This window comes from Vibrio sp. M260121 (assembly GCF_036533715.1).
GTDB lineage: Bacteria > Pseudomonadota > Gammaproteobacteria > Enterobacterales > Vibrionaceae > Vibrio.
In genome coordinates this window covers 1-16862 of the sequence record NZ_JATABF010000066.1, presented here as the reverse complement: position 1 = coordinate 16862, position 16862 = coordinate 1, and the positions used below count along the sequence as shown (strand labels likewise).

16 protein-coding genes and 12 tRNA genes are annotated in these 16862 nt (G+C 46.5%); 19 read left to right on the top strand and 9 right to left on the bottom strand.

The window, feature by feature from the left end; genetic code table 11:
• Window positions 1-273: 273 nt before the first annotated feature.
• Window positions 274-350: transfer RNA gene (locus QTO06_RS23940), tRNA-Pro, on the bottom strand.
• Window positions 351-610: 260 nt separating this feature from the next.
• Between QTO06_RS23940 and QTO06_RS23935 the strand changes: the two genes are divergently transcribed.
• The 3 genes from QTO06_RS23935 to rluF all read left to right on the top strand — a co-directional run bounded on the left by QTO06_RS23935 (window position 611) and on the right by rluF (window position 2724).
• The gene (locus QTO06_RS23935; RefSeq protein WP_010650907.1) at window positions 611-751 is read left to right on the top strand and encodes a DUF3149 domain-containing protein; all 141 of its coding nucleotides are present in this window, start codon (window positions 611-613) and stop codon (window positions 749-751) included.
• Between the two features lie 133 nt (window positions 752-884).
• Window positions 885-1466 carry a DNA endonuclease SmrA gene (gene smrA, locus QTO06_RS23930; RefSeq protein WP_331410119.1) on the top strand — a complete coding sequence of 194 codons (582 nt, stop codon included), beginning with the start codon at window positions 885-887 and terminating at the stop codon, window positions 1464-1466.
• 103 nt (window positions 1467-1569) lie between these two features.
• Window positions 1570-2724, top strand: a complete 1155-nt coding sequence (gene rluF, locus QTO06_RS23925; protein ID WP_331410118.1) for a 23S rRNA pseudouridine(2604) synthase RluF — start codon at window positions 1570-1572, stop codon at window positions 2722-2724.
• A 64-nt stretch (window positions 2725-2788) separates the two neighbouring features.
• Here the strand turns inward: rluF and ybaK are convergent, their stop codons facing one another.
• The 8 genes from ybaK to hemA all read right to left on the bottom strand — a co-directional run bounded on the left by ybaK (window position 2789) and on the right by hemA (window position 10783).
• Complete coding sequence (ybaK, locus tag QTO06_RS23920) at window positions 2789-3262, bottom strand: Cys-tRNA(Pro) deacylase (RefSeq protein WP_331410115.1); 474 nt, start codon at window positions 3260-3262, stop codon at window positions 2789-2791.
• A gap of 91 nt (window positions 3263-3353) precedes the next feature.
• Window positions 3354-5015: a bifunctional UDP-sugar hydrolase/5'-nucleotidase UshA gene (gene ushA / locus QTO06_RS23915; RefSeq protein WP_331410113.1), complete on the bottom strand. Its 1662-nt coding sequence runs from the start codon at window positions 5013-5015 to the stop codon at window positions 3354-3356.
• 388 nt (window positions 5016-5403) lie between these two features.
• Window positions 5404-6255 (bottom strand): 3-deoxy-8-phosphooctulonate synthase, encoded by an 852-nt coding sequence (gene kdsA, locus QTO06_RS23910; protein WP_331410111.1) that lies wholly within the window; start codon window positions 6253-6255, stop codon window positions 5404-5406.
• A gap of 52 nt (window positions 6256-6307) precedes the next feature.
• Window positions 6308-7117 carry a SirB1 family protein gene (locus QTO06_RS23905; RefSeq protein WP_005438607.1) on the bottom strand — a complete coding sequence of 270 codons (810 nt, stop codon included), beginning with the start codon at window positions 7115-7117 and terminating at the stop codon, window positions 6308-6310.
• 5 nt (window positions 7118-7122) lie between these two features.
• Window positions 7123-7506, bottom strand: coding sequence for a SirB2 family protein (locus QTO06_RS23900; RefSeq protein WP_005449241.1), 384 nt, complete (start codon window positions 7504-7506; stop codon window positions 7123-7125).
• A gap of 40 nt (window positions 7507-7546) precedes the next feature.
• Window positions 7547-8404: a peptide chain release factor N(5)-glutamine methyltransferase gene (gene prmC / locus QTO06_RS23895; RefSeq protein WP_331410108.1), complete on the bottom strand. Its 858-nt coding sequence runs from the start codon at window positions 8402-8404 to the stop codon at window positions 7547-7549.
• A 4-nt stretch (window positions 8405-8408) separates the two neighbouring features.
• Window positions 8409-9497 (bottom strand): peptide chain release factor 1, encoded by a 1089-nt coding sequence (prfA, locus tag QTO06_RS23890; protein WP_331410107.1) that lies wholly within the window; start codon window positions 9495-9497, stop codon window positions 8409-8411.
• Between the two features lie 29 nt (window positions 9498-9526).
• Window positions 9527-10783, bottom strand: a complete 1257-nt coding sequence (hemA, locus tag QTO06_RS23885) for a glutamyl-tRNA reductase (protein ID WP_331410106.1) — start codon at window positions 10781-10783, stop codon at window positions 9527-9529.
• 134 nt (window positions 10784-10917) lie between these two features.
• On the opposite strand from hemA, the gene lolB reads away from it, so the two are divergent.
• The 16 genes from lolB (at window position 10918) to QTO06_RS23805 (ending at window position 16842) form a co-directional block, all read left to right on the top strand.
• A complete protein-coding gene (gene lolB / locus QTO06_RS23880) occupies window positions 10918-11556 on the top strand; it encodes a lipoprotein insertase outer membrane protein LolB (RefSeq protein ID WP_331410105.1) in 639 nt (212 codons plus the stop codon).
• Window positions 11553-12425, top strand: coding sequence for a 4-(cytidine 5'-diphospho)-2-C-methyl-D-erythritol kinase (gene ispE, locus QTO06_RS23875; RefSeq protein WP_331410104.1), 873 nt, complete (start codon window positions 11553-11555; stop codon window positions 12423-12425). The genes lolB and ispE overlap by 4 nt, the downstream gene beginning before the upstream one ends.
• Before the next feature lie 27 nt (window positions 12426-12452).
• Window positions 12453-13397 carry a ribose-phosphate pyrophosphokinase gene (locus QTO06_RS23870; RefSeq protein ID WP_005449254.1) on the top strand — a complete coding sequence of 315 codons (945 nt, stop codon included), beginning with the start codon at window positions 12453-12455 and terminating at the stop codon, window positions 13395-13397.
• Between the two features lie 151 nt (window positions 13398-13548).
• A complete protein-coding gene (gene pth, locus QTO06_RS23865) occupies window positions 13549-14139 on the top strand; it encodes an aminoacyl-tRNA hydrolase (RefSeq protein ID WP_020198204.1) in 591 nt (196 codons plus the stop codon).
• Between the two features lie 10 nt (window positions 14140-14149).
• Entirely contained in the window at window positions 14150-15241 is a 1092-nt protein-coding gene (gene ychF, locus QTO06_RS23860; RefSeq protein WP_009705656.1) for a redox-regulated ATPase YchF, read from the top strand.
• A 284-nt stretch (window positions 15242-15525) separates the two neighbouring features.
• A tRNA-Met gene (locus tag QTO06_RS23855) sits at window positions 15526-15602 on the top strand.
• Between the two features lie 39 nt (window positions 15603-15641).
• Window positions 15642-15726 (top strand) — tRNA-Leu (locus QTO06_RS23850).
• Between the two features lie 31 nt (window positions 15727-15757).
• Window positions 15758-15832 (top strand) — tRNA-Gln (locus QTO06_RS23845).
• A gap of 80 nt (window positions 15833-15912) precedes the next feature.
• Window positions 15913-15989 (top strand) — tRNA-Met (locus QTO06_RS23840).
• Window positions 15990-16064: 75 nt separating this feature from the next.
• Window positions 16065-16149, top strand: a tRNA-Leu gene (locus QTO06_RS23835).
• Window positions 16150-16176: 27 nt separating this feature from the next.
• Window positions 16177-16261: transfer RNA gene (locus QTO06_RS23830), tRNA-Leu, on the top strand.
• A 16-nt stretch (window positions 16262-16277) separates the two neighbouring features.
• Window positions 16278-16352 (top strand) — tRNA-Gln (locus QTO06_RS23825).
• A 33-nt stretch (window positions 16353-16385) separates the two neighbouring features.
• Window positions 16386-16470: transfer RNA gene (locus tag QTO06_RS23820), tRNA-Leu, on the top strand.
• A 30-nt stretch (window positions 16471-16500) separates the two neighbouring features.
• Window positions 16501-16575, top strand: a tRNA-Gln gene (locus QTO06_RS23815).
• Window positions 16576-16639: 64 nt separating this feature from the next.
• Window positions 16640-16724 (top strand) — tRNA-Leu (locus QTO06_RS23810).
• Window positions 16725-16765: 41 nt separating this feature from the next.
• Window positions 16766-16842, top strand: a tRNA-Met gene (locus QTO06_RS23805).
• Window positions 16843-16862: the final 20 nt, after the last annotated feature.

Genomic DNA, 16862 nt, shown 5'->3' with positions numbered 1-16862 from the left:
GATTCGGGATTCGGGATTCGGGATTCGGGATTCGACTTTATTTTGCTTTTCTAGGAACAAGTTCCGTCAACACCCTTCTTAATCAAGATACCTTTTCTCTATACTCTCAACGAGTAACCCTCGCTCCCTAAAGCGAAGCGCTCCCGACTCTCGGAGCGTAGCGTTCCCCTATCTCGCATCTCTCAGGACGGAGCCCGTTCCCGAAGCGAAGCGTTCTCGAATCAAAAAGCCCAAAACGACGAAAGCCTGCTCATTGAGCAGGCTTTCTGAAAGTGGTCGGTGAAGAGGGATTCGAACCCCCGACCCTCTGGTCCCAAACCAGATGCGCTACCAAGCTGCGCTATTCACCGAGATGTTTAACTGAGGACTTATCCCCGTCAACGGATGCGTATATTACGGATTCTTTAGAGAGACGCAAGCGCTTTTTACAAAAAAACGTAATGTCTTAATTCGTTTGATGATTTACTGAACACTAGCACGTGAAATGTGACTAAGAACCCACAATAAAATACAGATTATTAACCTCGGCAACATAATTGATCCAGATCAGTGTGCAAAAAAACACCACCCATTAACGTTATCCATGTCGGAAATATCTTGGAGGAAACATATGGACTTTTGGCTTGATCTCCTATTTGGTAATGCGGTGGGACTATCGTCAATGATTGTAATCTTTGGGGCAATTGGTCTAATGCTGTTTTACGGCGGTTTCTTCGTGTACAAGGTTATGAACGACAAATCTCCTCACTAGATCTCGCTTAGCTCTAGAAACGCTTTGCACCGGAGTTGGTTACTTGCCTACTCCGGTTTTTTATTTGATCCCAATACACCACTCATTGATATAATCTTACTATTCCTACCCTGTTCTTTATGAGATTGCCGTTATGTCTCAAGACGACGATTTTGATCTGTTCCAACAGATGATGGGCGATGTAAAGCCTATCGACCAAGACACCGCTAACCATAAAAAAGTGCATCACGTGACAGATGCTCAATTGGCGAAGCGCGAAGCCGCGATTTGGCTCACTGAAGATGATCCTGAATACTTGTCGATTGACCATGCAGAAATGCTCAAACCCGATGAGTTTATCGAGTTCAAACGAGATGGTGTACAAGATGGCGTATACCGCAAACTACGCCTTGGTAAGTACCCGATCCAAGCTCGACTTGATCTGCACCGTAAAACGCTAAAAGAAGCGCGTGACGAAGTCGTTAAATTCCTCAAGCAATGTATTGAGATGGACATCCGAACGGTCGTCATCGTGCATGGCCGTGGCGAACGCTCGAATCCACCAGCATTAATGAAGAGTTTTGTCGCGAGTTGGTTGCAACAAATTCGTGAAGTGCAATGTGTTCACAGTGCACAACGATTCCACGGTGGCAGTGGTGCTGTGTACGTTCTATTAAGAAAGAGTGCTGAAAAGAAAATGGAGACGCGTGAACGTCATCAAAAACGTTTAGGCTAACCGGATTCTCGGTGCTAGAATGCCCGACCTTATCTCGCCTTGCTGCTTTAATCAGCAGCAGGCACTTCTATCAACCGCCGTTGTGAAACGTTAGGAGACTTACATGTCACAAGACAACGCAAAACGCTTAAACAAATACATCAGCGAAACGGGTTTCTGCTCGCGCCGTGAAGCAGACCGTCTTATTGAGCAAGGCCGTGTCACTATTAATGGTCAACAACCAGAGATGGGCACAAAAGTACTGCCAGGCGATGATGTGTGCGTGGATGGCAATCCTGTAGCAGCGAAAGAAAAACCGATTTACATCGCGTTGAACAAACCAACCGGTATCACTTGTACTACTGAGCGCGATATTCCGGGCAACATCGTTGATTTCATCGGTCACAAAAAACGTATCTTCCCTATCGGCCGTCTGGATAAACCTTCCGATGGTTTGATCTTCCTAACCAACGATGGCGACATCGTAAACAAGATCCTACGTGCTGGTAACAACCACGAGAAAGAATACGTAGTACGCGTTGATAAGCCAATCACCGGTGAATTCCTTAAGCAGATGTCGAGCGGCGTGAAGATTCTTGATACGGTTACTCTGCCTTGTAAAGTAGAGAAAGAGACCAAATTCTCTTTCCGTATCGTACTAACTCAAGGTCTGAACCGTCAGATCCGTCGTATGTGTGAAGCGCTAGGCTACGAAGTTTTCAAACTGCGTCGCGTACGTATTATGAACATCTCACTTGATGGCATTCCTAATGGTAAATGGCGTTACCTAAGTGACGACGAAGTGGCAGAGATCCTAGCAATGTGTGAAGGCTCTGTGGGCACAGAAGAAGCATCAAAAACAGATTCTAGAGGCCACAACATTCGTAAAGCGACCGACGCGAAGCTGTATGATAGCCGTGAAGAGAACCAAGGTTCAACGGCGCGCCGCAACCAGAAAACTCGTACGTTCCGTGGCAACAATGCTGATGAATTCCGTCATGCCCCGAACTCAAAAAAAGGCCAACAACGTCGTCAACGTGATGATGAAGGTGGACGCCCAGCAAAAGAGCATTACAAAGCGAAACCACAAGGTGAACGCAGCAGACCGCAAGGCGAGCATGGTAAATCGCATCGTAAACCAGATGCATCGAGCAATACGCACTCAGCAAACAAACCTCAATCACCGAGTAAGCCGAAGCAGCATTACATGAATCCAAATGCCGCGAAGCCAAGCAAACCAGCTAAACGCACTGGTGGTACATTGAGTTTGAAGAAGTAATGCTTCACTGACTGGCAAGATCAAAAAAGGACGCTCATGAGCGTCCTTTTTATTTGTCATGTTTTTACAAACAAAGAGGGGCAAACTGACCGCGAGTTAGACTTAGTAAATCTTTCGGTGCTAACTCGATTTCTAAACCACGCTTACCTGCACTTACACAGATGGTGTCTTGCTCTGTTGCGCTCTCATGTAAAAAAGTTGGCAGCGCTTTTTTCTGGCCTAAGGGACTGATCCCACCAACAACATATCCTGTGGTCTTTTGCGCGATTTCCGGATCGGCCATATCAGCCTTTTTGCCCTTCGCTGCTTTCGCCGCCAGTTTTAGGTTCAGCTTTTGATCAACAGGGATAATCGCAACCGCAAGGTTCTTTGGCTCGCCGTTCAAACAGAACAACAAGGTTTTGAATATTTTCTTTGGATCTTGTCCCAATACCTCAGCCGCTTCTAGTCCATAGCTGTCTGCTCTTGGATCGTGCTCGTATTGGTGAATGGTGTGTGTAACTTTTTTCTTTTTCGCAAGATTAATGGCCGGAGTCATCAAGATTCTCCTTATAAAACAAAAAACGCTGCCCCGAGTGAGGAGCAGCGCTTTAAGTTAATGGTATCAGCGACTTTGAGTCAATCGCTTTTTACTTGTAAACGATGTCACCAGAAGGCGCGTACTCATTTACATCAATAGGACTGTGTGACTCCAAGAACTCTTTCAGTACCTCTGCATCTGTAAAGCCCGTGTTGACGTAACCCGGATGAGTATTCACTTTCGGGTAACCATCACCACCTGAAGCATTGTAGCTTGGTACGGTAAAGCGGTATTGACCATCTAGGCGAAGCTGTTTTTCACCGATAAAAACATTCGATACTTTGCCATTTTCAACCGTCATGGTAATGCCAGCAAACTGAGCGTAAGCACCTGAGTCAACTGGCTTTGTCGCCACGACGTTTAAGTAATCGAGCACTTCTTTACCCGACATATCGACGTAAGACACCATGTTGCCAAATGGCTGAACCGTCAGCACGTCTTTGTATGTGATGTCACCTGCTTCAATCGAATCACGAACACCACCCGAGTTCATCACAGCGAAATCCGCTTTAGCGCGCTCCATGTGGGCGGTTGCAATCAAGCGACCAAGGTTAGTTTGCTGGAAACGAACAACGTTGCGATCACCTTCTAGCTTGCCGTTAGATTCGGCAATTTTCACATTCAACTGGCCCTGACCTTTTTCTTGGTAAGGGCGAAGGAAATCCAGCATTGCCGAGTCTTGTGCAATTTCATCTTGAACCAATATACGTTGAGACTCGCCGTTCACTTTGATTTTCTTCTTCAAGTTAACCGGAATCAGATCGTAGCTCACCATCGACAGTTCGCCATTGCGGAATTCGTAATCAGCACGACCAACGTACTTACCCCACTCGTACGCTTGCACAATGTAAGTACCGTTTTGCTCATCTGGCTTACATTCGTCACCCGGCTTAAAGTTCTTCTTAATGACGTTAGGGCCTTCCATACAAACTGGCTCTTGTGAGTGACCACCCACAATCATGTCCAAATCACCTTCATTTAGGTAGCGAGCCAAGGCCACATCACCGGGAGCATTCACACCACGGTTGCCGTTTTCATAGTGACCCATATGTGTAACTGCAAAGATAAGATCTGGCTTTTCAGTTTGCTTTAGTTCAGCAATCAGCTTTTTCGCTTCTTCTTTCGGGTCGCGGAAATCAACCTCGCCGATGTACTCTGGGTTACCCAGTTTTGCCGTGTCTTCTGTCGTAAGGCCAATCACGGCAATCTTGATGCCTTGCTTGTTGAACATGGCATAAGGTTGGAACAATCGCTCGCCGGTTTCTTTGTCGTAAATATTGGCAGACAGCATTGGGAAGTTTGCCCACTCTTGCTGTTTGAACAACACCTCCAGTGGGTTGTCGAATTCGTGGTTACCCAGCGCCATTGCGTCGTAACCAATCTTACTCATGCCTTTGAAGTCAGGCTCAGCATCTTGTAAGTCAGACTCAGGAACACCAGTGTTGATATCACCACCTGATAGTAGAAGCACGCTACCGCCTTCGGCTTGAATCTCTGCACGCAGTTCATCAATCAGCGTCTTACGTGCCGCCATGCCGTACTCACCGTACTTGTTTTGCCAAAAACGACCGTGGTGGTCATTGGTGTGCAGTACGGTCAGTTTGTAAGTTGTGTCTTCATTCCATTCATGTGCTGGTTGCGTTGCACATCCGGCAAGAGTTGCCAAGATAGCCGCGCTCAAAGCGGTCTTTACAATCAGGCGTTGCTTCATTGTTTTACCTTTTTATCGTCCGGGTTCCACTGCATTGCGCGCTCAGCAGCCAAGAAACGGTCCTCTCACTGGGCTAAAACGCGCAAACTTAGCACTAGTGTAAAACACTAAAATATTGATTTCATGTTTCTGCGACGCAGTTTGCTGATGACAAGTTAGATAGTCTTAAATCTAAGCAAATTATAGACATAATCAAGGCGGGGTAAGGAAGCGAGAAGCGAGAAGCGAGAAGCGAGAAGCGAGAAGCGAGAAGCGAGAAGCGAGAAGCGAGAAGCGAGAAGCGAGAAGCGAGAAGCGAGAAAAGGATAGTGAGGCAGAATGAATATGTCGATACAAAAATGGCCAGCGCACGGGCTGACCATTTCATCTAAACATTCACAACAATCGATTATTTGATGTCGATTTCTGCAAAGCTCTTGATTAGATCGTCTAGCGATTTCATTTGCGCTAGGAACGGCTCTAGTTTGTCTAGCGGTAGCGCAGATGGGCCATCACAACGTGCTTGATCTGGGTTCGGGTGCGCTTCAATAAATAGACCAGCAATACCTGTAGCTAGACCTGCTTTCGCCAGTTCAACCGTTTGCTCACGACGACCGCCAGATGCCGCGCCCGATGGGTCACGCATTTGTAGTGAGTGCGTCACGTCAAAGATGATTGGGCTGCCTTTCGATGCGTTTTTCATCACACCAAAGCCAAGCATATCAACCACTAGGTTGTCGTAACCGTGGCAAGAACCACGCTCACAAAGGATGATGTTTTCGTTACCACATTCTGCAAACTTCTCAACGATGTTACCCACTTGACCAGGGCTCATGAACTGAGGTTTCTTAACGTTGATCACCGCACCTGTTTTTGCCATTGCTTCAACAAGATCAGTTTGACGAGCTAGGAATGCAGGAAGCTGGATAACGTCAACTACGTCAGCAACTGGTTGAGCTTGTGCTTCAGTATGAACATCAGTGATGATCTTCACGCCGAACGTGTCTTTCAGCTCTTGGAAGATTTTCATGCCTTCTTCTAGACCTGGGCCACGGTATGAGTGAACAGAACTGCGGTTCGCTTTGTCGAATGACGCCTTAAACACGTATGGGATACCAAGCTTGTCCGTTACTTTTACGTAGTGCTCACAGATCTGCATAGCAAGATCACGAGACTCAAGAACGTTCATACCTGCAAATAGGGTGAATGGCTTGTCGTTAGCAACTTGAATGTCGCCAATATTAACGATTTTCTGTTCCATTTTGATTCTCTTTTATCTGTCTTCGACATGCCGTTTGAGCATGCCGATAAAATTAGTGAAGCGTAACGTGCTTTTCGCTCATGGCGTTAACTTGTGATTTTAGTAGCTCTGATGCCGGATCGTCTGGGCATTGGTCAATAAAGTACTGAAAATCAGACACCGCGACCTGATGGCAATCCAACTGCTGGAAGATAAAACCACGGTCACGAATTTCGTATGGGTCATCAGGTACAAACGTCAACGCAAGATTGGTACAGCGCAGCGCCAATGTGTAACGCTCTTCACGTAACATGGCGCTCTTAATCAACGCCAACCAGCGACCAATTACAGTCGGGTTGTCCGCTTCTTCAAAGTGTTCTGGCTTTAATGTTGCCAGTGGGCCTTCTTGACCAATCAACCAAGCTTGAAGGATTTTCTCACCGACATACTCACCGTTAAACGGGTTAATATAGTCAGGTGTTTTGTGCATCCAATCTACTTTGATCAAAAACTGAGTCGGGAATGTCACCCCTTTCATCGGGAAGCCAAGACGGTTGCCCAAGTAAAGTAAGATGGCACCAAGACTTACCGGAATACCTTTCTTGCGCTCCAACACCTTGTCGATAAAGCTGTTGTCAGAGATAAAGTACTCTTGCTCGTCGCCTTTAAAGCCCCACTCATAAAAGAATAAGCGCAGAAACGACTCGAAACGTTGTTCTTCATCCGTCTCGTGAACCAAGATAGCTTCCGCTTCTTTATAAAGGCGTTCTAGTTCAAGTTTTGCCCAATGGACATTGGTGTCTGGATTGATGGAGTGGTTTAGCTCTAACGCGCCTTCCACTAACGCCATGTTGTCAAAATCTTCGTCAAAAAACTCAAGCATGAAGATTACCCAAATAGGTTTGGATTTTTAGATACTGCAATATTGGCGGCCATGACTAACCAGCCCAGAGCGCCAAAGAAGGCAAAAATTCTCAGCAGCTTGTTTTTCGCCATTTTCAGAGCGAAGAAACCAAGAGCGATGTACGCCAGCACACAAGTGATTTTGTTGGTTAGCCAAGGCGCAGCATCCGTAAATGGAATAAAGCCGGTCACCATAATTAGGCCGATACCTGACAGCAATAGCGCCGTATCAACAATGTGTGGGAAAACTTTCAAGAAGCGATTGTTGCGCTTTGGAGAATCCATCATCAACAATACAAATCGGATCGATAGTAGCGTCGCGCTCAATGCGATCGTTACTAAGTGAATGTGTTTTAGAGCTACGTACATTTTCTTTCTCTTTTATAAGTTACTGCTGACTTGCTCGTTATTATTGCGGTTTGTAACAACCGAGCGTCACTCGATCGTTATCACCATAGTCTTTTTCCGTAACGACTTGTTCAAAACCAAAGTGCGTCATGATCTCACGAACGGCTTCGCCCTGATCATAACCATGTTCAAATGCGAGCCACCCACCCTCTTGCAAATATTGACGCGCAAGATCAGAGATATGACGAATATCGGCTAGACCATTCTCATCGGCAACCAGCGCCGATTTTGGTTCGAAACGCACATCTCCTTGAGAGAGGTGTGGGTCTTTTTCGTCGATGTACGGTGGATTGGAGACAATTAAAGCAAACTTTGTTCCGCTGGCAATAGGTTCGAACCAACTACCTTGATCAAACGTCACATTTTTGATGTTTAACTGCGACGCGTTGTACTCGGCAAGCTCTTTTGCTTCTTGCTTTAAGTCAACGCCCATCACTTGGCGATTTGGCATCTCAGACGCGAGCGCTAACGCAATCGCCCCTGTGCCAGTACCCAAGTCAAGAATTGGTCCAGTCTGCTCGTAAGTTTTATCCAATGCGACTTCAACCAAACGTTCAGTGTCTGGTCTTGGGATCAGCGTGGATGGAGAGACTTTAAGTGGCAGCGACCAAAACTCACGCTCACCGATGATGTAAGCTACAGGCTCACCAGCAATACGTCGCGCTAAAAGGTCATCGAACTGAGCTTGTTGCTCTGCTTCTAATGCTTTTTCTGGCCAGGTCAGTAGGTAGGTTCGTGGTTTGCCAAGGACATGGCAAAGAAGGACAGCTGCATCGAGAGAAGGCGACTCTTTGCCGCCTTCTGTCAGAATTGCCGTCGCACTTTTGAGTGCTTGCTCAATAGATTGAACTTGGCTCATTCGATTAGCCGTTCTCAGCTAGCGCCGCTAGTTGGTCTGCTTGGTGCTCTTGAACAACTGGGTCGATCAAGCTTTGTAGGTCACCTTCCATCACTTCATTCAAACGGTAGATGGTTAGGTTGATACGGTGGTCAGAAACACGGCCTTGTGGGTAGTTGTAAGTACGGATACGGTCACTACGGTCACCAGAACCTAGTAGGTTACGACGTGTGTCAGACACTTCTGCCGCACGACGCTCTTCTTCCGCTTGAACGATACGCGCAGCAAGTACTGCCATCGCTTTCGCTTTGTTCTTATGCTGTGAACGCTCGTCCTGACACTCTACTACCGTACCAGTTGGTAAGTGGGTAATACGGATTGCCGAGTCCGTGGTGTTAACGTGCTGACCACCCGCGCCAGATGCACGGAAGGTATCGATTTTTAGGTCTGCTGCTTTGATTTCTGGCAGATCCGCTTCTGGGATTTCCGCCATAACCGCTACGGTACACGCAGAAGTATGAACACGACCTTGAGATTCTGTCGCTGGTACACGTTGTACACGGTGACCGCCTGACTCAAACTTCAGCACGCCGTATGCACCGTCGCCGCTCACTTTCGCGATCATCTCTTTGTAGCCGCCGTGTTCTGCTTCGTTTGAAGACATAACCTCGATACGCCAGCCACGCTTTTCTGCGTATTTGCTGTACATACGGAACAGGTCACCAGCGAAGATACCTGCTTCATCACCACCCGCACCTGCACGGATTTCTAGGAAACAGTTACGGTCATCGTTTGGATCTTTCGGAAGAAGAAGAATTTGTAGCTCATCAGTCAGACGCTCGATCGCATCTTTTGCTTCTTTGATTTCTTCCTGCGCCATTTCACGCATTTCTTCGTCGTCTTCGTTCGCCATATCTTCAGCAGCCGCAAGATCGTCTTGCGCTTGTTGATACGCTTGGAAGCACTTAGTAACTTCTTCTAGCTGAGAGTACTCTTTTGATAGAGCGCGGAATTTATCCTGATTTCCAATTACATCAGGATCACCAAGAAGATGTTGAACTTCTTCGTAACGTTCTACTAGCGTTTCTAGCTTAGTCAGAATAGAGGCTTTCATAGTGTCGTTTTCTTAATAAAAAGCGTGAGTTACAGATCATCCAAACCAAGGGTCTGGCGGATAACCGTTAATTTTGCTGGTTCGCCCTGCTCTGCCGCACTTTGCAGCGCACGAGTTGGGGCGTGAATCAGTTTGTTGGTGAGTTTATTACTAAGCTCGCGCAGCACTTTTTCTGGGTCTGTACCGGTTGCCAATGATTGTAGGCTCTTACTTAGTAAGTCTTCACGAATTTCGTTAGCCGATTTGCGATAATCACGAATACTGTCCACGGCTTGGAGTGAACGCAGCCACGTCATAAATGCCGCACTTTCTTCGCTGACGATCGCTTCTGCTTGAATCGCTTCTACTTTACGTTGTTCGATGTTGCTATCGATGATCGACTGTAAGTCATCCACCGAGTACAAGTAAGCATCACTCAATTCACCCACCTGCGCTTCCACATCACGTGGGACCGCAATATCCACCAAAAGCATTGGCTGATGACGACGTTTCTTCAACGCAGTCTCTACCATGCCCTTACCAATAATAGGTAATGGACTCGCCGTTGAGCTGATGACAATGTCTGCCCTTGGTAAATGGTCAGGAATTTCATTCAAGCTGATCACTTCTGCGCCAAATTGCTCACCCAAACCAAGAGCACGCTCTCGCGTTCGGTTGGCAACAATCATCTTAGTACAGCCGTTAGACGCTAAGTGCTTCGCCACCAGTTCGATGGTTTCACCCGCACCAACCAACAATACCGTTGAGTCAGACAGTGATTCAAAGATGTGTTTCGCCAATGTACAGGCAGCATAAGCCACCGACACCGCGTTACCACCAATATCAGTTTCTGTTCGAACACGTTTTGCGACTGAAAAAGTCTTTTGGAACAACTTATCAATCGACGTATCCACCGCCTGATGATCTCGGGAATCAGAAAACGCTTGTTTTACCTGACCCAAAATCTGAGGCTCACCAAGTACCAGTGAATCAAGGCCGCAAGAAACACGCATCAAGTGCTTAATCGCCGCTTGCTCTTCATGAACATAAAGGCTCGGCATCAAGTCTTCTTGATTAACTTGATGGAACTGGGCTAGCCAGTCGATAAGCTTATTTCGCGCTCCTTGCTTCACGTCGCAGTACACTTCGGTACGGTTACAGGTAGAAACAATCACACTGCCATTGACGGCTTCGTGCTCTCTGAGTTGCTCAAGTGCTGGGCCCAATTTATCGGGTCCGAACGCCACTTTCTCTCGCAAGTCAACAGACGCTGTATTGTGATTGATTCCAATAGCAAGCAAGGACATCTAACGTGGTATCTCTGAGATCGGTTATAAAATAGGTTCAGAATTTTACTGTAAGCACGCATTTATTGAAAGGGTAAGCCGGATTTGTTTTCCTTCGCTCGGCTTTTCAATGCTATAGTTGTGAGCGATTACCGATGAAACTGATTAATAAGCCATCAAACATGACCTTACGCTCCTTTCTCATCTTGCTCTTATCGAGCATAGTACTCGCGGGTTGTAGTTCTGTTCCTGAAAGTGTCACCAGCGTAGAGTGGCAAGCGCATGAACAGCGACTGGAAACCATTGATAACTTTCAAGCTACAGGCAAACTTGGCTATATTGGCCCTGATCAAAGACAAAGCCTGAATTTTTTCTGGAAGCACTCTTCCGCTCTAAGTCAATTGCGTTTAACGACTCTACTTGGTCAAACCGCATTAAAGCTCACGATCACCCCGCAAGGCGCGACAGTCGAAACGTACGATGATCAAGTACTCTCTGCTCGTGATGCTAACCAACTCATTTTCCGTTTGACCGGTTTGATGATGCCAGTCGACCACATGCCAGATTGGCTACTCGGTTTACCAACCGATGCAGACTCTTTCCAGCTTTCACCAACCAATACATTACAAGCGCTCGATAAACAGATCGGCCCGAATGATTGGAACATCGCGTATCAACGCTATGGTGACATTGAATGGCATCAACAGACATTGCCTCTACCAAACAAGTTAAAGCTGAGCACAGCAGACGTAAAAATTAATTTAGTGATCACAAAATGGAACATCACCCAATGATCGATATTTCAACCCGCTGGCCATCTCCTGCGAAATTGAATCTCTTTCTTTATATCAATGGCCGCACTGAAAACGGCTACCACGAGCTACAAACACTATTCCAATTCGTCGATCACGGCGATGAACTCACCATTCAAGCAAACGACTCTGGTGATATCACGATTTCGCCAGAGATCGAAGGTGTTCCTCTAAAAGACAACTTAATCTGGAAAGCAGCAACTGCACTTCAACGTTTCGCGAATTGCTCATACGGTGCACATATCGATCTACATAAGATCCTACCGATGGGCGGCGGAATTGGCGGCGGTTCTTCTAATGCAGCAACGGCGTTAGTTGCGCTTAATTACCTATGGCAAACTAATCTGAGTGATGACGAATTAGCCGAAATTGGCCTTGCGCTTGGTGCGGATGTGCCAGTATTTGTGCGTGGTTTTGCCGCATTTGCTGAAGGCGTTGGCGAGAAACTTTCTCCGGCTCATCCAGATGAGAAATGGTATTTGGTTGTTCGCCCAAATGTTTCCATTGCAACCGCCGACATATTCGGTCATCCAGATCTGACCCGAAATACGCCAAAACGCGATTTAGAAACGCTTTTAAACGCACCAAGCGTAAACGATTGCGAAAAAATTGTACGAATGCTCTACCCAGAGGTTGATAAGCAACTTTCATGGCTGCTACAATACGCGCCGTCAAGATTGACGGGGACAGGATCTTGCGTTTTTGCTGAATTTTCGAGCAAATCCGAAGCAGAAACTATCCTTGCACAACTCTCTGATAAAGTCTCGGCATTTGTCGCTCAAGGGCGAAATATTTCGCCACTAAAAGAGACTTTGGCTGAATACCAATCAGCCTCACACCGACCTATTTAAACTGGACGCAAACCCGAGGTTTCCACCGTGCCTGATATGAAGCTATTTGCTGGTAACGCAACACCTGAACTAGCCCAACGTATTGCTGATCGTCTTTACATCTCTCTTGGTGATGCATCTGTTTCTCGCTTTTCTGATGGCGAAGTTGCAGTTCAAATCAACGAGAACGTTCGTGGTAGTGATGTTTTCATCATTCAATCCACTTGTGCACCGACTAACGACAACCTAATGGAATTGGTTGTTATGATTGATGCAATGCGCCGTGCTTCAGCAGGTCGTATCACTGCAGTAATTCCTTACTTCGGCTACGCTCGCCAAGACCGTCGTGTACGTTCTGCGCGTGTGCCAATCACTGCAAAAGTTGTTGCTGATTTCCTATCTAACGTTGGCGTAGACCGCGTTCTAACTATCGACCTACACGCAGAGCAAATCCAAGGCTTCTTCGATGTACCAGTTGATAACATCTTCGGTACGCCAGTACTTCTAGAAGACATGCAATCTCGTGGTCTAGAAAATCCTGTAGTGGTTTCTCCTGACCTAGGTGGCGTTGTTCGCGCTCGTGCAACTGCAAAAGCACTAGGCGACATCGACATCGCTATCGTTGACAAGCGTCGTCCACGTGCAAACGTTTCTGAAGTAATGAACCTAATCGGTGACGTTGAAGGTCGTGACTGTGTGATCGTTGATGATATGATCGATACAGGTGGCACACTATGTAAAGCAGCTGAAGCGCTAAAAGAACGCGGTGCTAAGCGTGTATTCGCTTACGCAACTCACGCTGTTTTCTCTGGTAACGCTGCAGACAACATCAAGAACTCTGTTCTTGACCAAGTTATCGTAACTGACTCTATCTCTCTATCTAAAGAGATGGCTGCAACTGGCAAAGTGACCACACTAAGCCTATCTCGCATGCTAGCTGAAGCAATCCGTCGTATCAGCAACGAAGAGTCAATCTCTGCAATGTTCAACTAATACGAACATTTCAGTTAAACTGATTTTAAAAGCACCCCTCTTTGGGGTGTTTTTTTATTTGTATCGATAGGCAGAAAATCCCTTGGTCGCCCACTGTGAGAATTCTGTGCTATCATACTGCGCTTTTTGAGATTCCAGAGAGATCCTAACCTTGACTCAACCAATCAAACTTCTTGTTGGTCTTGCTAATCCGGGACCAGAATACGCCAAAACTCGCCACAATGCGGGCGCTTGGGTTGTAGAAGAATTAGCTCGCGTTCACAACGTTACCCTGAAGAACGAACCAAAGTTCTTTGGCCTAACAGGACGCATTTTGGTCAATGGCCAGGATCTCCGTTTGCTAATCCCAACCACCTTCATGAACCTATCTGGCAAGGCGATCGCAGCTCTCGCGAAGTTTTACCAAATTAAGCCAGAAGAGATCATGGTTGCTCATGACGAGCTAGACTTACCGCCAGGTGTCGCTAAGTTTAAGAAAGGTGGCGGTCACGGTGGCCATAATGGTCTGCGTGACACGATTAGCAAACTGGGCAATAACAAAGATTTTTATCGTCTTCGTATCGGCATCGGCCATCCGGGACACAAAGATAAAGTGGCAGGTTTTGTACTAGGCAAAGCTCCAGCAAAAGAGCAAGAGCTACTAGACGCCGCAGCTGACGAGTCAGTGCGCTGTCTAGATATCCTAATTAAGGATGGTCTATCAAAAGCACAAAATCGCCTCCACACGTTCAAAGCTGAATAAGGTTACTATCATGGGTTTTAAATGTGGCATCGTTGGTCTTCCTAACGTTGGTAAATCAACTCTGTTTAACGCACTAACTAAAGCGGGTATTGAAGCAGCAAACTTCCCGTTCTGTACCATTGAACCAAACACTGGTGTGGTTCCTGTGCCAGATCTACGTCTAGATGCTCTAGCAAAGATCGTTAACCCACAGAAAGTTCTGCCTACTACAATGGAATTCGTAGACATCGCTGGTCTAGTTGCAGGTGCATCTCGCGGTGAAGGTCTAGGTAACAAATTCCTAGCGAACATCCGTGAAACTGACGCAATCGGCCACGTTGTACGTTGTTTCGAAAACGACAACATCGTTCACGTTGCAGGTAAAGTATCTCCAATCGAAGATATTGAAGTTATCAACCTTGAGCTAGCAATGGCTGACCTTGATTCTTGTGAGCGCGCGATTCAGCGTAACGCTAAGAAAGCAAAAGGCGGCGATAAAGACGCAAAATTCGAACTAACCGTTCTAGAAAAACTGCTTCCTATCCTAACGGAAGGTGGCATGGCGCGTACTGTTGAGCTTACGAAAGAAGAACTAGCAGCAATTGGCTACCTAAACTTCCTGACGCTAAAACCAACTATGTACATCGCTAACGTGAACGAAGATGGTTTTGAAGACAACGCGTACCTAGACGCAGTACGTGAGTTTGCAGCAAAAGAAAACAACGTTGTTGTTCCTGTATGTGCAGCGATCGAATCAGAGATGGCTGAACTAGAAGACGACGAGCGTGAAGAGTTCCTAGCTGACCTTGGCATCGAAGAACCAGGTCTAAACCGTGTTATCCGCGCGGGTTACGAACTGCTAAACCTACAAACTTACTTCACAGCTGGCGTGAAAGAAGTTCGTGCATGGACAATCCCTGTTGGTGCAACTGCGCCAAAAGCAGCAGCGAAGATCCACACTGACTTTGAAAAAGGCTTCATCCGTGCAGAAGTTGTTGGTTACGACGATTTCATCCAATGCAATGGTGAAAGCGGTGCGAAAGATGCAGGTAAATGGCGTCTAGAAGGTAAAGAATACATCGTTAAAGATGGCGATGTTGTACACTTCCGCTTCAACGTATAATTAAGTGAATGAATTTTAAACACTTCATTTACATAAAAAGCCAGCCATAGTGCTGGCTTTTTTTATACCTTTCATAAACAACAGAAAATAAACTCCCTCGCTCCGAGCCAATTTATTTCCAGTTTTAGATCATAAACGCGCCTCTTTGTTTAAAAAGGAAGCGAACGATGGATTTTGCGGGATTTATTGAAAAAAACTGTTGACGGATCTCACTCAACTTCGCATAATGCGCGCCGTTCCCGACAACAAGGCAACTTAGCGACGAGAACGAAAAATATGGTATTGGCTACGTAGCTCAGCTGGTTAGAGCACATCACTCATAATGATGGGGTCACAGGTTCGAATCCCGTCGTAGCCACCATTCCTAAACATTCTTTTATTAGAATAGTTAGGAATAGATGCGGTCGTGGCGGAATTGGTAGACGCACCAGATTTAGGTTCTGGCGCCGCAAGGTGTGAGAGTTCAAGTCTCTCCGACCGCACCATGTTTTAAGTAGTAGAAATACTACTGCCTGCAGGTCTATCGCCAAGCGGTAAGGCAGCGGCTTTTGATGCCGCCATTCCCTGGTTCGAATCCAGGTAGACCTGCCATTTTTCCAAAGTGAGATTCCTTTAAGAAAAAGGGTTGTCACTTAGAGCGTGAAGGTTTATATTGTCTCGCTCAAAAAGATGGCTACGTAGCTCAGCTGGTTAGAGCACATCACTCATAATGATGGGGTCACAGGTTCGAATCCCGTCGTAGCCACCATTCTTTCTTTAATGAAAGAAAAAATTATAACGATTAGTTTTTACCAATTAACTAATGGTTAATAGATTTCAAGATGCGGTCGTGGCGGAATTGGTAGACGCACCAGATTTAGGTTCTGGCGCCGCAAGGTGTGAGAGTTCAAGTCTCTCCGACCGCACCATCTTGAATCGAAATTAAATAAATATATGCGGTCGTGGCGGAATTGGTAGACGCACCAGATTTAGGTTCTGGCGCCGCAAGGTGTGAGAGTTCAAGTCTCTCCGACCGCACCATATATTTATTGCCTGCAGGTCTATCGCCAAGCGGTAAGGCAGCGGCTTTTGATGCCGCCATTCCCTGGTTCGAATCCAGGTAGACCTGCCACTATTTTAATTATTGAGTTTACTCAGTAGTTATGCGGTCGTGGCGGAATTGGTAGACGCACCAGATTTAGGTTCTGGCGCCGCAAGGTGTGAGAGTTCAAGTCTCTCCGACCGCACCATGATTAAAGTCTCTTTTATTAGAGCAATGTAGGGCTATCGCCAAGCGGTAAGGCAGCGGCTTTTGATGCCGCCATTCCCTGGTTCGAATCCAGGTAGCCCTGCCATATTTTCCCTTTAAAGGGACGTTATTGAGGTTTTACCAATTCTCTCGATAACAACAATTAAGACGCGGTCGTGGCGGAATTGGTAGACGCACCAGATTTAGGTTCTGGCGCCGCAAGGTGTGAGAGTTCAAGTCTCTCCGACCGCACCATCTTAATTAAAAGAATACATATGTTGTTAAAACATATTGTTGGCTACGTAGCTCAGCTGGTTAGAGCACATCACTCATAATGATGGGGTCACAGGTTCGAATCCCGTCGTAGCCACCATTTATTTTATTGTCTAGGTT

Excerpts from the sequence above, each read along its gene's own strand:
- QTO06_RS23935 (WP_010650907.1), top strand. The coding sequence starts at position 611 with ATGGACTTTTGGCTTGATCTCCTATTTGGTAATGCGGTGGGACTATCG.
- smrA (WP_331410119.1), top strand. The coding sequence starts at position 885 with ATGTCTCAAGACGACGATTTTGATCTGTTCCAACAGATGATGGGCGAT.
- rluF (WP_331410118.1), top strand. The coding sequence starts at position 1,570 with ATGTCACAAGACAACGCAAAACGCTTAAACAAATACATCAGCGAAACG.
- ybaK (WP_331410115.1), bottom strand. The coding sequence starts at position 3,262 with ATGACTCCGGCCATTAATCTTGCGAAAAAGAAAAAAGTTACACACACC.
- ushA (WP_331410113.1), bottom strand. The coding sequence starts at position 5,015 with ATGAAGCAACGCCTGATTGTAAAGACCGCTTTGAGCGCGGCTATCTTG.
- kdsA (WP_331410111.1), bottom strand. The coding sequence starts at position 6,255 with ATGGAACAGAAAATCGTTAATATTGGCGACATTCAAGTTGCTAACGAC.
- QTO06_RS23905 (WP_005438607.1), bottom strand. The coding sequence starts at position 7,117 with ATGCTTGAGTTTTTTGACGAAGATTTTGACAACATGGCGTTAGTGGAA.
- QTO06_RS23900 (WP_005449241.1), bottom strand. The coding sequence starts at position 7,506 with ATGTACGTAGCTCTAAAACACATTCACTTAGTAACGATCGCATTGAGC.
- prmC (WP_331410108.1), bottom strand. The coding sequence starts at position 8,404 with ATGAGCCAAGTTCAATCTATTGAGCAAGCACTCAAAAGTGCGACGGCA.
- prfA (WP_331410107.1), bottom strand. The coding sequence starts at position 9,497 with ATGAAAGCCTCTATTCTGACTAAGCTAGAAACGCTAGTAGAACGTTAC.
- hemA (WP_331410106.1), bottom strand. The coding sequence starts at position 10,783 with ATGTCCTTGCTTGCTATTGGAATCAATCACAATACAGCGTCTGTTGAC.
- lolB (WP_331410105.1), top strand. The coding sequence starts at position 10,918 with ATGAAACTGATTAATAAGCCATCAAACATGACCTTACGCTCCTTTCTC.
- ispE (WP_331410104.1), top strand. The coding sequence starts at position 11,553 with ATGATCGATATTTCAACCCGCTGGCCATCTCCTGCGAAATTGAATCTC.
- ychF (WP_009705656.1), top strand. The coding sequence starts at position 14,150 with ATGGGTTTTAAATGTGGCATCGTTGGTCTTCCTAACGTTGGTAAATCA.